Origin of the sequence: Chitinophaga ginsengisegetis (assembly GCF_900168065.1) — a bacterium.
GTDB classification, from domain to species: Bacteria; Bacteroidota; Bacteroidia; order Chitinophagales; family Chitinophagaceae; genus Chitinophaga; species Chitinophaga ginsengisegetis.
This window is the reverse complement of sequence record NZ_FUZZ01000001.1, coordinates 2,668,386-2,685,274: the sequence shown is the minus strand read 5'-3', so window position 1 is coordinate 2,685,274 and position 16,889 is coordinate 2,668,386. Positions and strand designations below refer to the sequence as shown.

Annotated in this window: 17 protein-coding genes; 6 read left to right on the top strand and 11 right to left on the bottom strand. The window is 46.8% G+C overall.

What is annotated here, in order from left to right; translation table 11 throughout:
* Positions 1–135 precede the first annotated feature (135 nt).
* The 3 genes from B5Z18_RS10555 (at position 136) to B5Z18_RS10545 (ending at position 4,267) form a co-directional block, all read left to right on the top strand.
* Positions 136–1,623, top strand: a complete 1,488-nt coding sequence (locus B5Z18_RS10555; protein WP_159454261.1) for a tetratricopeptide repeat protein — start codon at positions 136–138, stop codon at positions 1,621–1,623.
* A gap of 32 nt (positions 1,624–1,655) precedes the next feature.
* Positions 1,656–3,311, top strand: a complete 1,656-nt coding sequence (recN, locus tag B5Z18_RS10550; RefSeq protein ID WP_079469312.1) for a DNA repair protein RecN — start codon at positions 1,656–1,658, stop codon at positions 3,309–3,311.
* A gap of 143 nt (positions 3,312–3,454) precedes the next feature.
* Positions 3,455–4,267, top strand: coding sequence for an enoyl-ACP reductase FabI (locus tag B5Z18_RS10545; RefSeq protein WP_079469311.1), 813 nt, complete (start codon positions 3,455–3,457; stop codon positions 4,265–4,267).
* Positions 4,268–4,427: 160 nt separating this feature from the next.
* Here B5Z18_RS10545 and B5Z18_RS10540 read toward each other — a convergent pair whose 3' ends face one another.
* Positions 4,428–4,649, bottom strand: coding sequence for a DUF2795 domain-containing protein (locus tag B5Z18_RS10540; RefSeq protein WP_012794455.1), 222 nt, complete (start codon positions 4,647–4,649; stop codon positions 4,428–4,430).
* A gap of 100 nt (positions 4,650–4,749) precedes the next feature.
* On the opposite strand from B5Z18_RS10540, the gene B5Z18_RS10535 reads away from it, so the two are divergent.
* Positions 4,750–5,400 (top strand): ABC transporter ATP-binding protein, encoded by a 651-nt coding sequence (locus tag B5Z18_RS10535; protein WP_079469310.1) that lies wholly within the window; start codon positions 4,750–4,752, stop codon positions 5,398–5,400.
* On the opposite strand, the gene B5Z18_RS10530 is transcribed toward B5Z18_RS10535, so the two are convergent.
* From B5Z18_RS10530 to B5Z18_RS10520, 3 genes are read right to left on the bottom strand one after another with little or no spacing between them, the layout of a single operon-like run.
* Complete coding sequence (locus B5Z18_RS10530) at positions 5,397–6,296, bottom strand: histone deacetylase family protein (RefSeq protein WP_079469309.1); 900 nt, start codon at positions 6,294–6,296, stop codon at positions 5,397–5,399. The genes B5Z18_RS10535 and B5Z18_RS10530 overlap by 4 nt on opposite strands.
* The gene (pdeM, locus tag B5Z18_RS10525; protein ID WP_079469308.1) at positions 6,293–6,940 is read right to left on the bottom strand and encodes a ligase-associated DNA damage response endonuclease PdeM; all 648 of its coding nucleotides are present in this window, start codon (positions 6,938–6,940) and stop codon (positions 6,293–6,295) included. The genes B5Z18_RS10530 and pdeM overlap by 4 nt, the downstream gene beginning before the upstream one ends.
* 41 nt (positions 6,941–6,981) lie before the next feature.
* Positions 6,982–9,435: a ligase-associated DNA damage response DEXH box helicase gene (locus B5Z18_RS10520; RefSeq protein ID WP_079469307.1), complete on the bottom strand. Its 2,454-nt coding sequence runs from the start codon at positions 9,433–9,435 to the stop codon at positions 6,982–6,984.
* A gap of 52 nt (positions 9,436–9,487) precedes the next feature.
* Here B5Z18_RS10520 and B5Z18_RS10515 point away from each other — a divergent pair, with 52 nt between their 5' ends.
* Positions 9,488–10,813, top strand: coding sequence for an NCS2 family permease (locus tag B5Z18_RS10515; protein ID WP_079469306.1), 1,326 nt, complete (start codon positions 9,488–9,490; stop codon positions 10,811–10,813).
* Here B5Z18_RS10515 and B5Z18_RS10510 read toward each other — a convergent pair whose 3' ends face one another.
* From B5Z18_RS10510 to B5Z18_RS10495, 4 genes are all read right to left on the bottom strand, one after another.
* Positions 10,814–11,845 (bottom strand): S66 peptidase family protein, encoded by a 1,032-nt coding sequence (locus tag B5Z18_RS10510; protein ID WP_079470037.1) that lies wholly within the window; start codon positions 11,843–11,845, stop codon positions 10,814–10,816.
* A gap of 31 nt (positions 11,846–11,876) precedes the next feature.
* Complete coding sequence (locus tag B5Z18_RS10505; protein ID WP_079469305.1) at positions 11,877–12,272, bottom strand: ester cyclase; 396 nt, start codon at positions 12,270–12,272, stop codon at positions 11,877–11,879.
* 62 nt (positions 12,273–12,334) lie between these two features.
* Positions 12,335–13,192 carry an AraC family transcriptional regulator gene (locus B5Z18_RS10500; protein WP_079469304.1) on the bottom strand — a complete coding sequence of 286 codons (858 nt, stop codon included), beginning with the start codon at positions 13,190–13,192 and terminating at the stop codon, positions 12,335–12,337.
* 27 nt (positions 13,193–13,219) lie between these two features.
* Complete coding sequence (locus tag B5Z18_RS10495; protein ID WP_079469303.1) at positions 13,220–14,245, bottom strand: PDDEXK nuclease domain-containing protein; 1,026 nt, start codon at positions 14,243–14,245, stop codon at positions 13,220–13,222.
* 153 nt (positions 14,246–14,398) lie between these two features.
* Here B5Z18_RS10495 and B5Z18_RS10490 point away from each other — a divergent pair, with 153 nt between their 5' ends.
* On the top strand, positions 14,399–14,983 hold the full coding sequence (locus B5Z18_RS10490) for a hypothetical protein (RefSeq protein WP_079469302.1): 585 nt from the start codon (positions 14,399–14,401) through the stop codon (positions 14,981–14,983).
* Here B5Z18_RS10490 and B5Z18_RS10485 read toward each other — a convergent pair.
* From B5Z18_RS10485 to B5Z18_RS10475, 3 genes are all read right to left on the bottom strand, one after another.
* The gene (locus tag B5Z18_RS10485) at positions 14,961–15,668 is read right to left on the bottom strand and encodes a hypothetical protein (protein ID WP_079469301.1); all 708 of its coding nucleotides are present in this window, start codon (positions 15,666–15,668) and stop codon (positions 14,961–14,963) included. The two genes, B5Z18_RS10490 and B5Z18_RS10485, sit on opposite strands and share 23 nt — an antisense overlap.
* A 61-nt stretch (positions 15,669–15,729) precedes the next feature.
* Complete coding sequence (locus B5Z18_RS10480; RefSeq protein ID WP_143313544.1) at positions 15,730–16,335, bottom strand: hypothetical protein; 606 nt, start codon at positions 16,333–16,335, stop codon at positions 15,730–15,732.
* Positions 16,336–16,356: 21 nt separating this feature from the next.
* The gene (locus B5Z18_RS10475; RefSeq protein WP_079469299.1) at positions 16,357–16,854 is read right to left on the bottom strand and encodes an Lrp/AsnC family transcriptional regulator; all 498 of its coding nucleotides are present in this window, start codon (positions 16,852–16,854) and stop codon (positions 16,357–16,359) included.
* Positions 16,855–16,889 lie beyond the last annotated feature (35 nt).

The window sequence follows — 16,889 nt, the reverse complement described above, 5'->3', positions numbered from 1 at the left end:
CCTTGCGTAGTAGTTCTTTTATTTTGTGGCAGGGATTTAGCTAAACAATACAACTTTTAAAAAATGTGAAGTGTTATTTGGGATTTGGAAGATGTTATGAGAGATTTGGCCTTTAATTTTGGAATTTTTCCCCGTATGCGTATTATTTTTTCTTTGTTGTTATTGTTGAGCGTAGGATTTAACGTGAACGCCAGGCAGAAAGTATTTGATTTTAACACCCGCTGCGAGCAGGCATATGATGCCATCATGCAGTTGAGGTTAAACACCGGCAGGGCTTTGCTGGAAGCAGAGAAAAAAGAGCACCCGGATAACCTGGCGCCTTATTTCCTGGATAACTATGCGGATTTTTTCCCGCTCTTCTTTAATGAAGATCCTGCAGAGTATTCAAAGAAAAGGAGCCTGCGGTCTTTCCGGCTGAATAAAATGGCGGAAGGTTCCCCGGATTCTCCTTATTACCTGTATACGCAGGCTGCTATCAAATTCCAGTGGGCCCTGATCAAAATAAAGTTTGATGAGAAATGGGACGCTACCTGGGAAATCCGGAAAGCATATATGATGCTGAAAGAGAACCAGCAACGGTTTCCGGGCTTTGTTCCCAATAACCTGCTGCTGGGCGCCATGCAAACGGTGTTCGGCACTATTCCCGAAGGTTATAAGTGGATTACCAATATTCTCGGCCTTAAAGGCAGTATGAAAGAAGGGATGGCGAATGTGAACAAGTTCATTGAGAGCAATGCGCCGGAAGCAAAAATGTTCCGGGAAGAATCTTACTACTATTATTGCTACCTGATGTTGTTTATTGTGAATAAACCGGAAGAAACGTGGGAATTCTTACAAAGAAAACAACTGGATACTAAAAATAACTACCTGTTTGCTTTAATGGTGGCAAACCTTTCTTTGAACAACCAGCGGGCTGCTACCGGCATAAAAGTCCTGCAGGAGCGGAATGATACAGCGGAGTATGCAGACATGCAGTATTACAATTATGTAATGGGATTACTGAAACTAACGAGGCTGGATCCGGATGCACACATTTACCTGGAACGGTTTGTCAGTAATTTTAAAGGCAAGTTTTATGTGAAGGAATGTTTGCAGCGACTCAGCTGGTATTATTACCTGGAAGGGAACCAGGCCACGGCAGATAAATACCGGGCCATGATCCTGACGAAAGGCGGCGTGGAAACGGATGCGGACAAACAGGCACTGAAAGAAGCCAAAACCGGCAAATGGCCCAACCCGTTCCTGTTGAGAGTACGCCTGTTGAGTGATGGCGGATATTTCAACAAAGCGCTGGCATTGCTGCTCACAAAAAAAGCAGCCGAGTTCCCGGCGATGGAAGATAAACTGGAATATGCCTACCGTTTGGGTCGCATTTATGATGAAAGCGGGCAAGACGATCAGGCCATAGCCATGTACGAAGTAACCGTGAAAGTGGGCAGCAACAGGCCGGAATATTATGCGGCACGGGCTTCCCTCCAAATGGGTTACATTTATGAAAAGAGAAATGAAAAAGCCAAAGCCATAGAATGTTATCAGCGTTGTCTGAACATGAAAGGCCATGATTATAAAAATTCCCTTGACCAGCGCGCCAAAGCAGGCATGCAGCGGGTAAACGGAACCTGAGCTTTCAACATCATAAAGGAATTTCCTTACTTATGTTACAGCGATTAACCATCAAGAACTACGCAATTATCGATCACCTGGAAGTAGACTTCTCAGGGAACCTGAACGTGATCACCGGAGAAACCGGTGCAGGTAAATCCATCCTCCTCGGAGCCCTTTCCCTGATACTGGGAGAAAGAGCAGACCCGGGAGTATTGTTCGATAAAACAGGCAAATGCATCATAGAAGGGCTCTTTAAAGTAAAGAAATCACAAATCGCTACTTTCTTCCAGGAACACGAACTGGACCTGGAAGATCAGCTGATTATAAGAAGAGAAGTGAGCGCCACCGGTAAATCCAGGGCGTTTGTGAATGATACGCCGGTGAACATCTCCCAGCTGGCAGAACTCAGCGGTTACCTGGTAGACCTCCATCAACAGTTTGACACACTGGCGCTCGGTAACGCCGATTTCCAGCGGGAAGTGATCGATGCCCTGGTCAACAAACCTGCAGAACTGCAACAGTACCACCAGGGATTTGTTCAGTACACACAGGTGCAGAAGAAATACAAACAACTGCTGGATAACCGCGACAACGCCAATAAAGAGCTGGACTATAACCGCTTCCTGCTCGACGAACTGGCAGAAGCAGGTTTCAATCCCAACGAAATAGAAGATCTGGATGCAGAACTGCAAACATTAAGTCACGCAGAAGAAATAAAGAACACCCTGAACCGGGTGTATTTTCAGCTGAAGGAAGACGAACAGCCCATCCTTCAACAGCTGAAACAGCTGCAGTCATCGCTGCAGGCCTTATCCGCCTTTCATAAAGACATGCCCGCGGTATCTGAACGCCTGTTATCCACTTACCTCGAACTACAGGATATTGCCGGAGACGTGGAAAGCATCAACGACCATGTACAATACGACGCGCAACGGATAGAGCTGGTGAATGAAAGAATGGCGCTGGGATACCGTTTATTCAAGAAACACGGTGTACAAACCACTGCCGAACTACTGGCCATAAAAGAAGTGCTGACCCAAAAGGTAGAGGATGTGCTGAACCTGGATGAACAGCTGGCATCGCTGGAGCTGGAACAAACCCGGCTGAAAGAAAGTCTGCAGAAAGCGGCGGCTATCATCACCGGGCATCGCCAGGAACAGGCCGGTCCTTTTGAAAAACACGTGAATGCTTTACTGGCGCAGGTAGGCATGCCTAATGCACGCCTGAAAGTAGACATCATCCCCGGAGAGCTCAATTCATACGGACAGGATACTATCGAATTCCTGTTTGACGCCAATAAGAGCAACCAGTTTGCACCGGTGGGCAAAGTAGCGTCCGGCGGGGAATTGAGCCGTATTATGTTATGTATTAAATCGCTGGTGGCACAGTCGGTAGCGCTGCCTACCCTGATCTTTGATGAAATTGATACCGGTATTTCGGGAGAAGCTGCCCGCCAGGTGGGTGTTATATTGAAAGATCTTGCCAAATCGCACCAGATCATCTGTATTACCCATCAGCCGCAGATAGCCGGGAAAGCAGATGCGCACTACTTTGTATATAAAGACGCCAAAGCGGATAAAGTTACTACCAGCGTACGTTTGCTGTCGCAGGATGAGCGGGTGAATAAAATTGCCCAGATGCTGAGCGGAGAACGGCCTACTGCTGCGGCGCTGGAGAATGCCCGCGAAATGCTGGCTGTACATTAATAACTGCTATCTCATTATAGCTGTTAGCCTTTAGCAGGCTGCATTTAGTTAACGGGTAACCGTCTAAATGCTGGTCGCTGATAGCTAACAGCTTTTTTTTTCAACTATAACGACTATTTTTGCCGAAATTAATTTTTGACCAAATGGCTCATAACTTATTAAAAGGGAAGAAAGGTATCATCTTTGGCGCACTGGACGACAAATCTATTGCCTGGAGAACTGCACTGCGTTGCGTGGAAGAAGGCGCTGAAATTGTGCTTACCAATGCCCCTATTGCCCTGCGTATGGGTGAGATCAACAAACTGGCGGAAACCTGTAAAGCACCTGTTATTCCGGCTGATGTTACCAATATGGATGATCTGGCCAACCTGTTCAACAAATCTATGGAGCACTTTGGTGGTAAGATCGACTTCGTTCTCCACTCCGTAGCAATGGGTATGAACATCCGTAAAGGCAGAAGCTATACCGACCTGGATTACGATTTTAATCACAAAACATTTGATATCTCTGCGATGTCTCTGCACCGTGTTCTGCAAACCGCTTACAAGCTGGATGCGTTGAACGAATGGGCATCTGTTATTGCATTGTCTTATATCGCGTCTCAGCGTGTATTCCCCGACTATGGTGAAATGGCTGATGCCAAAGCCCTGCTGGAATCAATTGCACGCAGCTTCGGTTATCACTACGGTACCCACAAAAAAGTACGCGTAAACACCATCTCCCAGTCGCCTGTTAAAACCACTGCTGGTGGCGGCGTAAAAGGTTTCGATGGCTTTATGTCCTATGCAGAGAAAATGAGCCCGCTGGGTAATGCCACTGCAGACGAGTGCGCTAACTACGCCGTAGCCATGTTCTCCGACCTCACCAAAATGGTGACCATGCAGAACCTGTTCCACGACGGAGGTTTCTCCTTCACTGGTGTTTCCAAACCGGTGATCGACCAGATGGAAAAATAGATCAGTCATTTATGGAGCCTGGCGATGTTGCAGATATGAGAGGTTCATCTCTGCAACATCGCCGGATCTCCGAAATACCAAAATAAAAGCCGCTTCCTTATCAGGAGCGGCTTAGTAATTATTTGTCATAGTTGAACGGGAGTACGGTCAGCGATACTGGCTAATATTCATCTTCATTAAAGAAGAAGTCATCCTGCGACGGATAATCAGACCAAATATCTTCAATCCCCTCATAAATTTCCCCCTCATCCTCCAGCTCCTGAAGGTTCTCGATTACTTCGATCGGTGCACCGGAGCGAATGGCGTAGTCGATAAGTTCGTCTTTAGTAGCTGGCCATGGAGCGTCCTCCAGGTATGAAGCTAATTCTAATGTCCAGTACATCTTATTAAAATTTTTACTTTTTAATTTTTCGCAAAAGTATTATTTAATTTGAAATAAACAACTTTTACTATTTTATCGGTTAATTACTTTTCTTTGGGTTATGCTAACCGCTCGCAATGTTACCAAAAATTATTCCAATTTACCCATATTAAAAGGGGTAGACATTACTGTCAGTAAGGGAGAGATTGTAACCATCGTAGGTTCCTCCGGAGCCGGCAAGAGTACCTTGCTGCACATTCTCGGAACCCTCGATACGCCCACTGCCGGCGAAGTATGGCTCAATGATGTCAATCTGACCGGTTTAAAGGGAAACACCCTGGCCGATTTCAGGAACCGTCATATTGGCTTTATTTTCCAGTTTCATCACCTGCTGCCGGAATTCACTGCCCTTGAAAATGTTTGTATTCCCGGCTATATTGCCGGCACCCGCAAAAGCCAGGTAAAAGAAAAAGCCGTTTTCCTGCTGGAAACGCTTGGGCTGAAAGACCGGCTGGAGCATAAACCCAACGCCCTCTCCGGCGGAGAACAGCAAAGGGTGGCTGTGGCACGCGCCCTCATCAATGATCCGGACGTGGTAATGGCCGATGAACCAACCGGTAACCTCGACTCCCGCAACGCCCGGGAACTGCACCATCTTTTCATGGAGCTGCGCGATAAACTGAAGCAAACCTTTATCATTGTTACGCACAATGAAGAACTGGCGCCTATGAGCGACCGCCAGCTGGTGATGAAAGACGGGAAAATTATTTAGCCGTAAATACGGATGCCTGCCTTAAAAGTATTGCAGTGCGCATTTACAATATCGCGGATATGGGTGGAATAGCCTCCTCCCATGGCCACCGCGCAGGGGATGTGATGTTTTTTCAGCGAATGAAAAACCATTTCATCCCGCTCCAGGCAGCCCTGTTGCGTTACTTTCAGCTTCCCGAACTTATCCGTTTCCAGGATATCCACTCCCGAAAGATAAAAAACGAGGTCTGGTTTTACCCGGTTAATCAGCACCGGCAAGGCTTCTTCCAGTAATTGCAGGTATGTGCCGTTATCCATACCATCCGCCAGGGGAATATCCCAGTCGGATGTTTCTTTATGAAAAGGGTAATTGTGCGCGCCATGCATGCTAAACGTATATACATGCGGGTTACCGGCAAACAGCGCCGCGGTGCCATTGCCCTGGTGCACGTCGAGGTCTATCACCAGCGCCTGTTTGATCCGTTGCCGGTGCAGCAGGTAATTGGCGGCTACTGCAAAATCGTTGAGCAGGCAGAAACCTTCCCCATGATCGGCAAAAGCGTGGTGGGTGCCGCCAGCCACATTAAAACCAATACCATGATCGAGTGCATGAAGCGAAATGTCTATGGTGCCCTGCGTAATCACTATTTCCCGTAAGGTAAGCGCAGGAGATTGGGGGAAGCCAATTTTCCGCTGTTCGCGTGGCTCCAGTGTCTGATCCCTCAGCTTATGCCAGTACTCAGCGGTATGTGTTAAAAGAATAGTTTCTTCCGTAGCCGGCGCAGGGGCAAATAATTGTGCAGGGGTAATAACGCCTTCCCGCAGCAGCTGGGCCGGTATCAGCTCGTACTTGAGCATCGGGAAGCGATGGTCGGCGGGCAAAGGATGGGTGTATATATCGTGACTGGCAATTTTCATTGTGCGCGTATAATCGTTTTTCCGGCTATAACAAACACTGGATCCATTTCTTCGGGGTCGAGGCTGGCCGAACCGGTAAAGTGGCCGAATGCGGGTAAAATGCCGCAATGCCGGCCAAAATAGAAACAGGGTAAACGCAGCCGTTGCCTGCCGGCTCCATGCATTACGAAAGCCGGGTGCAGGTGTCCGGAAAAAGTATAGGCGAAGCCATTGTTATCTTCACAAGGCTCATGGATAAAATGAATGTTACGCAAAGTAAGCGCAGGATGTACATTGATCTGCAGTTCCTCGTACACGGCATCTGGCATAATATCATGATTGCCTTTCACCAGGTCAAAGGAGATCCGGGAAAATTGCTGCCGCCATAATTTGAAATAATGCACTTCGTTGTTCTCCCGGCTATGGAACATGTCTCCCACTATAATGATCCTCTCGGGCAGGAACTGCGTGATCAGCTGTTGCAGCCGGAACAGGTCTTCCTGTACAATGCCCGCCGGCACGGCAATCCCTGCCTTGCGAAAATGAGCCGCTTTCCCCAGATGCAGATCTGAAAGGATCAGCGCTTTCTCTTCTTCCCAGAAAATCGCCCGCTGGGGTGATAAATGCCAATGCTGCTCCTGAAAGTGAAATATTTCCGCGACCACTGAATCAACTGTTTTTTAATGAGGTGCAAATTAGAGATTTCTTAACCGTTCACCGTGATCAATTTTTTGATCCGGTCTTCCAGCTTTTCGCTGGTCATGGTATCGCGCAAACTGTCCACCTTAATCGGGAAGCAGAAGGGGGTGAGCTTTTGTGGGGTGGTGATCACGATCCTGCTTACTGCGATGCGCTCCAGCGTTTCCCTTAAACGAGCTTCTTCCATCTGGTAAAAAAAGGCTTCGTTGAAAGCCTGCTTCAGCAGCAGGTTTTGCGGGTCGTAGTCTTTGAACACGTTAAACAACAGCGAGGCAGAGGATTGCAGGTGACGGTTAGCCTTGTGTTTACCGGGATAACCCTGGAATATCAAACCGGCTATCACCGCAATGTCGCGGAATTTTCGCCGGGCCATTTCGGTGGAGTTAACACTGGTTTGCAGTTCCACGAGCAGGTTTTCGGTAGAAAAAAGCTGTTTGGCGTTTTCGGTTGTCAGCGGAATAGGCTGGTCAGATAACAACTCGAAGCCATAGTCATTCATGGCGATGGAAAAAGTAATGGGCTGGATACGGCTGATCCGGTAGGCCAGCAGCGCTGCCATTACTTCATGTACCAGCCGTCCTTCAAAAGGATATACGAAAAGATGATAACCGTCTTTGGTGGTTATCTGTTCAATCAGCAGCTCATTGGCCTTTGGAATATGCGACAGTTCTTCCTGCAGGTTGAACAGCGGCTGTAAAGCAATCAGCTCCGGGTCTTTTGTGTTCCCCGACAGGGCTTCATTGAATTTTTCGCGCAGCATGCGTCCCAGGTTGGAAGAGAGGGGAATACGGCCGCCCTGGTAGCTGGGCACAATTGATCTTTTGGAATTTGATTTGCGGACCAGTACTGTCATATCCTTAATGAGGATAAATTCCAGGTTGCGCCCCGCCAGTGTAAAGGAGTCGCCGGGCGACAGGCGGGAAATAAAACCTTCTTCGATTACACCGATATAGCCACCACTCATGAACTTTACTTTGAGCATGGCGTCACTCACGATAGTGCCTATATGTAAACGGTGCCGCATTGCCATCATCCGGCTGCGGCAGATGTAGAAATTCCCTTCCCGTTCTACTTTTTTGAATTCATCATAACTGCCCAGCGCTTCGCCGCCGGTAGTGAGGAAGGAGAGGAGCCACTGCCAGTCATCTTCCGTAATATGCTGATAGCAAAAGGTATGGCGTACTTCTTCCCATATTTCATGGGCATGAAAGCCATCGGATACTGCCAGCGTCATCAGGTATTGCAATAATACATCGTAAGCGAGTAACACTGGCATCCGGCTTTCTATAAGATCCTGTTCCATAGCGGCTTTCAGCGCGGCGGCTTCTACCAGTTCCAATGCGTGGGTAGGCAGGAAGAAAATTTTACTGATGGCTCCGGGTTGATGCCCGCTACGGCCGGCCCTTTGCAGGAAACGGGCCACTCCTTTCGGACTGCCCACCTGTATAACGCTGTCTACCGGCCGGAAATCCACGCCAAGATCCAGGCTGGCAGTGCATACCACCGCCTTCAGGATACCGTTGTGCAGCGCTTCTTCCACCCATATACGCAGCTCCATATCTATAGAACCGTGATGCAAGGCCAACGCGCCCGCCAGCATGGGATCTTCACGGAGAAGGGCCTGGTACCATAACTCCGACTGCGACCGGGTATTGGTAAATATCAGCGTGGTTTGGCTGTCGTTGATAATGGGTAATGCCTGCGGCAGCATTCTGATACCAAGATGTCCTGCCCACGGATAATTTTCTATCTCATGGGGGATCACACTTTTCAGGGCGATATTCTTTTTCAGTTTGGCGCGGATAATAAGGCCATCGCTATGATAGGGGCCCAGCAATACTTCCAGTGCTTCATCGAGGTTGCCGATGGTTGCGGAAATACCCCATACTTTCAGCCGGTCTTTACATAATCCTCTCAGCCGGCTGAGGCCCAGTTCCACCATTACGCCGCGTTTACTACCTATCAGCTCATGCCACTCATCCACCACTACGGTGTGCAGGTGTTTAAACACGGCGGGATATTCTTTTTGTGCCAGCAGCAGGTGCAGGCTTTCCGGTGTAATGATGAGTACTTCCGGCATCTGCTTTTTCTGTGCCGCCCGCGTTGCAACAGGTGTGTCGCCACTGCGGATGCCCACCTGCCAGGGAACATTGAGTTCCTGCAGTGCGCTTTCCATCGCCCTGCCCAGGTCTTTGGCCAACGCGCGCAATGGCGTTATCCACAATAGCTGTAAACCGTTTTTTGTTTTATGGGAATAATCTTTCGGGTGGGCATCTATCCAGGCGATAACGGCTCCCAGGAACAGGGAAAAGGTTTTTCCGAAACCTGTAGGCGCATTTACGATCCCCGATTTGCCCTGCAGATAAGCTTTCCAGGCATCTTGCTGGAATTTGAAGGGCTTCAGTTCTTTTTCGCCCAACCAGTTATTAATCACTTTCCATCCACCCGAACGTTGTTGCATAGGAATGAAATTAGGATAAAATGATAAATCGTGAAACGCTTATTTTTGCATTATGCTCGCAAAATTTTTCCGGCTCTCCGAACATCACACTACTGTTAAGAAAGAAGTACTGGCAGGGTTAACTACCTTTTCCACAATGGCGTATATCCTGGCCGTTAATCCAAGTATCCTGTCGCGCACAGGAATGGATTTTAATGCGCTGATCACCGCTACCGCCCTGGCCGCTGCTATAGGCACGCTGGTGATGGCATTATATGCCAGGCTGCCTATCGGCGTGGCGCCGGGAATGGGACTGAATGCATTTTTCGCTTACACCATTGTTTCCTCTATGGGCTACAGCTGGCAGTTTGCGCTTACTGCCGTTTTCCTGGAAGGCATTATTTTTATTTTTTTGTCGATGTTCAGGATCCGGGAGGCGATCATCAACAGCATACCGGAGAACCTGAAGCATGCTATTTCGGTGGGTATCGGGTTATTGATTGCATTGATAGGTATGGCCAACGCGGGCATCATTGAAACGGGTATGCATCATGTGGGAGATGGAAAACTGGATGGCGTGATCCTGAAAATGGGCGATGTTACCAGCATCGGCCCCCTGATTGCGTTGATAGGACTGATCGTCAGCGCAGTGCTGATGTACCGGAATGTGAATGCGGCATTGCTGATCGGTATCCTGGCTGCCACGGTAGTAGGTATTCCGCTGGGCATTACGCATTTGCCGGCCAACGGCCAGCTGGTAAGCCTGCCGCCTTCGCTGGCGCCGGTAGCGTTTAAGCTGCAATTCGATAAAATATTCACCCTGGATATGGTGATGATCCTGTTCACATTGCTGATGGTAAACCTGTTTGATACGGTAGGAACACTGATAGGTCTTTGTAATAAAGCAGGACTGCTGGATGAGAAAGGCCGTTTACCCCGCGCCAAACAGGCTTTGATGGCCGATGCCGTAGGCACTACTGCCGCGGGTTTATTAGGTACCAGCGTAGTAACGGCGTATGTAGAAAGTGCCAGTGGGATTGCTGCTGGTGGAAAAACCGGTTTAACTGCGCTTACTGTGGCCGTTATGTTCCTGCTCTCCCTGTTTTTTGCCCCGGTTTTCGCTATGATTCCTCAGGCGGCCACAGCGCCCGCTTTGATCATTGTAGGTATGCTGATGATGGGAGCTGTTACCAAAATAAACTTCAATGATGTAACAGAAGCCATTCCCGCATTTTTAGCTATCGTGATGATGCCATACAGCTATAGCATAGCAGAAGGGATTGTGTTTGGTATGTTGTCTTACGTATTACTGAAAGTATTAACCGGGCAATATAAAAGTATCAGCCCGGTCATGTATGTACTGGCCGTGTTGTTTATCATTACTTTTCTTGTGAAGTAATTATTCCTTTAACGTAACGGTGTCGTCGCCTACGTAGAGGCTATGCATCATACCGCATTTAAGGGCATAGTTATTTTTCTGATGTCCTACGGGAAAATTAAAACATACCGGGAAATTAAAATCCTTCACCTTTTCCAGTACCATATCGTATACGGTTCTGCCAAATTCTTCACCGGGATCATCGGGCTTGATCCGGTTAAACCCGCCAATGATAAGACCTGCGAGGTTATCGAGTTTATGTGAGCGCTGCAGGGTGCCCAACATACGGTCAAGACTATACGGATATTCGCCTACTTCTTCCAGGAACAGGATCTTTCCATTGGTATCAATTTCGGAATTGGTACCCGACATGCTTTGAATAATAGAGAGGTTACCACCCGTGAGTACACCTCTTGCTTTCCCTTTCCGGTTGCGGGTATCCGGCAAAGCGCTGTACTGCATCTTTTTGCCTGTAAGCGCCTGGTAGATAGACATGATGGTATCCTGGATAACAGGTTCCGCTTTTCCGAAATCGTCCGGGAAGCTGTTGCACATTTTTGAATGCAGGGAAGCTATGCCAAAGTGCCGGCCAATGTGGCAATGCAGTACGGTGGCATCACTGAACCCAATCACCCATTTGGGTTTCCGCTGAAAGCGGGAGAAGTCGAGTTTATCAACAATCCGTGCAGTACCATAACCACCCCGGCCACACATGATGGCTTTGATATCATCATCGTTCAGCATGGCCTGTAAATCCGCCAGCCTTTCCGCGTCGGTACCGCCGAAACTGTAGTCGCGGTCACCCACGGTTTTGCCTATACGAATATTAAACCCCCAGCTTTCCATAATCCGGATTGCCGGTTGGATCTCATCCCTGTTGATATATCCTGCGGGGCAGGTTATACCAATGATGTCACCGGGTTTGAGATAAGGAGGTACAAGCGGTTCCTTCTTATCTGAAGGTGTGGCTAATCCAATGCCGGCAAGTGTTTGCAGCGCCGGTAGCCCGGCGCCGGTGGTAATAAGAGCAGACAAAAAGTGTTTGCGGTTCATACGCTTAAAATAAGCATATTTCAGCAAATAATCAGGTGGTGATCATTTCACGGATAGACCAGTGAGCAACGTATTGCCCTTCTTTTAGCTGTATGATATCAATAATACGCAGGGTTGCTTTTTTGCCTGTGGGCGCCTGTCCCATAAAGGGCGCGGTGAAAGTGCCTGTAAATGCTTTATGGGTTACTACTTTGTCATCTTCTGCTATCATATCAAAAATTTCCAGCTGAAGATCCGGCAGCGCAGGATGTAATAACTGTAAGATAAAATCGCGGGTAGCATAGCGGTCGTTGTTACCGGCAGGTGCGGTATGGTTAATAAAGTCCGCCGCTACTATTTCTTCAAAAGCCTGCAGGTTGCCTTTTACCAGGAATTCTTCATTGAAGCGTTTTACCACTGCCTTGTTCTTTTCAGATAATGTTTGCATATTTTTCTTTTTTACAGATGCAAAATTATCCCGGAATACTTATGGTCAGTAACGGGAAAAGCTCAGATGATAGCCTTTTTGGCTCTTACATGATTGGGTGTAATGCCATACGTTTGTTTGAAGATGCGGATGAAGTGAGAGGTGCTTTCAAAGCCGCATGCAATGGCTATTTCAGCCACCTGCTGCGTAGTGGTTTCCAACAGGGTGTGTGCGAAGGACAGTCGCTGCTCATTGATCCACCGGCGGGGTGACGACTGGTACTGCTGCTGAAAATCGCGCTTGAAGGAAGCCAGGCTGCGGCCGGACAGCCTCGCCATTTCTGCAAGTGTAATGGGCTGAAACAGGTGTTGCTTTACAATAAAGGCAATATCCTGCGGCTGTGCATATACGATCTGTTGCATAAAGGCAAGCACAGCAGCATGTTGCGGCGTAGCCAGCAATAACAGGAATACTTCGTATAGTTTTACAGATAATAACGCCGCCAAAGTGGAAGGCTCCTGCGTAAAGTAAGCCGTATAATGTTCCGAGAAAGCCTCCAGCAACGGGGTGATGGGTAATGTGAGATGACTGGTGGCAGCAGCTTTTACAGGTGTTACGTAATTGTATTTATGCAGGAACCTGCGCAATTGTTCATCTGAAAAATATAACAGCAAACTTTGAAATTGTATTTCTTCCCTCACGTAGTCGGACATTACATAAAATCCACGTTTCATCAGCAGTATAGAACCTGCTTCCACTTTCACGGTATGCTGATCGAAATGCAATAGTTTGTGTCCCGCCAATACAAATATCATCACGTTTTCTGTCAGGAATATGGTGCGTTTATCGGCCTTACTCCTTTGTTTTAACATGGCGAAGTGGGTGTTGCCTGCTTTGAGGATCTGTTGCCCGTTTTGGTCTTTGGGAAATTTGAGTAACATGGGGTAAAGGTACGCGAAAAATGGATTTTAGGAAGCTGGTTGCTTGTTGGCAATTTGTTCGCGGATAAATTGTTTTTCGCGTTCAAGTTCATTTTTCAGTTCCTCTTCAGTTGGTAATACAAGCCGGTACTTTGCTGCGAAAAGGTGTTTGCCTTCCTCAAGCATACTATACTTAACTATGGCCTGGTCCTTTTCGGCACAGAGAATAATTCCAATAGTAGGATTATCTCCTTCCGTTTTTTTGAGATCTTCAAACATCCGAACATACATATCCATCTGCCCAATATCCTGATGTGTCAGGTCCTTTATTTTCAGGTCAATTAATACAAAGCATTTTAAAATATAGTTATAGAAAACCATATCTATGAAAAATACTTTTGTATCTGTTTTAATGCGATATTGGCGCCCGACAAATGAGAAACCTTTACCTAATTCGAGTAAGAATGATTGTAGGTTGGTAATAATTGCGGACTCAATTTCACTCTCTGAGTATCCAGTTGGCCATTCTAATCCCAGAAACTCCAAAACGTAGGGATTTTTAATGACATCATTCGGCTTTGTTTTCTCCATTTTTTGCTCGGCCAATAAGGCTTCTCTTTTATTTGAGGTTGATAGTATCCGTTCGTAATAAAGGGTATTGATATTGCGCTCCAACTGTCGGGTACTCCAGGATTGCTCTGCGGTTTCTGTAAGGTAATATTGCCTGGCAGTGGGACTATCAACGCGTAAAATAATACGATAATGAGTCCAGCTCAATTCGGGACGCAGTGCGTCCCGAATTGGGAATAATTGATAAAATTGACGTATACGGCGTAATTCTCTTTCATCAAAACCTTTTCCAAACTCCTTCGTTAAATGTCTAGCAAGTTCCTTTATCAGAAAGGTACCATAATCTGCACGTTCTTTCCCCAGTTGCTCTTCTTCGAAAATACGTTTGCCCATATTCCAGTATGCTTCCACCATTGCAGAATTAATAGTTGCATATACTTTCTGTCTCGTTGCGGAAAGCAGACTCTTAATATCTGCTACGAATGATGCTTTTATTTTGACCATTAGTTGTGATTTTTATGTTCAAAGTATATACACCATCGTTTGTGTTAACGTCACATAATTGTTGCAGTTTTTTAGGTATAATTTTAACTTTTCTGTTCAGCAATACGTTACTATACTGGCAGCATTTTTGAACTCATCTCCCAAACAAAAACTATGCGTCTCCTCATAATTTTCTTATCACTCCTATCCGCTACTTCCGCAGCCTTCGCCCAAAAGAGCGCCTGGCTAATCACTCCTGGAAAGTCTATCGGGCAAATAAAACTTGAAGCCCCGGCCCAGAGTCTGTCAGTATTAGGAAAACCGGGCGGCGGCGATGCCGCTATGATGAAAGCCTGGCGGATCTGGTACAGCCGCAGGAAAGATAACAGCATCGATTCATCGCATATGCTGGCGGTATTCACCGCTATGCGCACACAGGATACGCAATATGTAAAACAGATCCGCGTAAATTCGCCGAAGTTCAGAACCAATAAAGGCGTAGGACCAGGAAGCACCATTGCTGCCATCAAAAAGGCGTATCCTGGTATTGAAAAAACACAGGCTTATGAATCCGCTAATAAAGCCAGGAAAATTGTAGTATATGAAGATAAGAAACAGGGAATTGCTTTTGAAACGGCTAACTCACGTAGCAGGAAACCCGTATGCTTTATGGTCGTTGTTTTTGATCCGGGGGAATCTGCTGCCGGCTACCTCGATTTTCACGCAGGATTTGATCTTATGAACCCCGTGGCGCCATAATTCTTCGCCGGTCCTCCTTTTTTTTCTTCCTCATTTCACGGTCCAGTTCGTGGTAATATTCCCTGGGGTGTTCATAATGACGCCTCTCCCGGTGCTGATGAATACGGATGCCGATATTATACAGCAACGACATGCTAAAGATGCCTTTGACATCAGGATTATTGTTACTGAAATTAAACATGTAAGAAGACTGAAGGCTCCAGGAAGAATTACCCATCGGGAAATTGATCCTGCCATCCAGCACCAGGCCATGCGCATGCACTTCTGTGGTGTCTATACCAGGACCGGGATCTACCTCGCGCCGGCCATTATGTGCAGCATAACCTGCTCCAATGGAATAACCCATATATTTATAGCTACGTGGAGTGGCAGCATTGCCGAAAGTATAATTAACCGTAACGGGCACATTTACCATCCATCCTGGCTGTATAGGCCCGGGTCCTCCGTATCCCTTGTCAGTACTATAGTCATAATAAGAAGGCCCCATTGCAAAGCAGGCGCCAATTGATAAACTCTCTTTCTCAGAGAATTCATAAAAATTAAATCTTGGCTCAAAACTAAAAGCGAATGCACCGTAGTGATGGCCGCCAAGACCACCTATTCCAACAGCAGATTGAAAAGATCTTTTTTGGGCGGTAACAGTAATAGTTACAAACATTAACAGGGACAGGTAGAGGTATTTCATAGATTTAAAACGGACCAGTTAGATAACAGGTTACAGTAAGTGGCGATTTTTCTATGTCATTTTATCTTGTGCCCCTGATCCGCACACCAATGTTATAATCGATACCAATACCGGCAATGCCAGGAATGTCGGGGTTATATCGATTGTTATTAAAGAGATAAGAAAAGCGGATACCCAATGAATGATTGCTGACGGGTAGTCTTATTCCTGCACCCAGCGCTATTCCGGATACATGCACCTGGTTGGTGGTTACTTCTTCATCATCTACAAATTCTACGCTACGTGTGGAATTATGAAATCCATAACCTGCGCCCATAAAAAAGCCCCACTTTGTGAAAGCTTGTTTGGTGGCGGCATTGCCGTAGTTCCAGGTTAACAGGAATGGTATATTTGCCATGAAGATGCTGGTGGAGTTACCACCGGTATTGCTGTTGTAATTATCGCCGATAGAAGTACCAACACCAATGTGTGCGCCTGCCGACAGTGTAGATCTGTCGGAGAAACAGATCATATTCAAACGGGGAGAATATACGATGCCGCCACCGAGAAAGTTATTGCAGGAAAACAAGCCACCGCCTATTGCATGGGAAAATAGCCGCGATTGGGCCTGAGCCGCAACAGATATTAAAAAGCATCCTGCACACAGTAACGCGTATAGTCGGAACATAGGTATTGAAAATAATTGGCGTTAAAACACTACCTGGTGCGTAGCTTTAATCACTGAAATTACAAATATACTTTGTGTATGACTCAGATTATCTAACTCACCCAGCTTGTTCACATAAAATTCACGGTACTCATCCATGTCCTTTACCTGCACTTTGATCATGAAGTCGAACTCACCGGAAATATTCAGGCACTCCGTTACTTCCGTGAAACCGAGTATTTCCTGGATGAATTTCTTCCCACACTTTTTATTATGTTCTTTCAGGGTGATGTAACATAAAACAGTGAGACTCTTATTAATCTTCCTGGGATCCACAATCGCTGCGTATTGTTTGATAACGCCTGCCTGCTCCATTTTCCGGATGCGTTCGTACACGGGAGTAGTGCTGAGATTCAGTTGACGCGCAATATCCCGGATGGTCATTTTTGCATCCTGCTGTAATAACTTCAGGATACCCAGGTCTTTCTCATCCAGGTTCAATTGTATATCATCCGTATTATTTTCTTTTTTGCTTGCCATGAGGATAGGTGTTTGGAACAAATATCTAATTTATT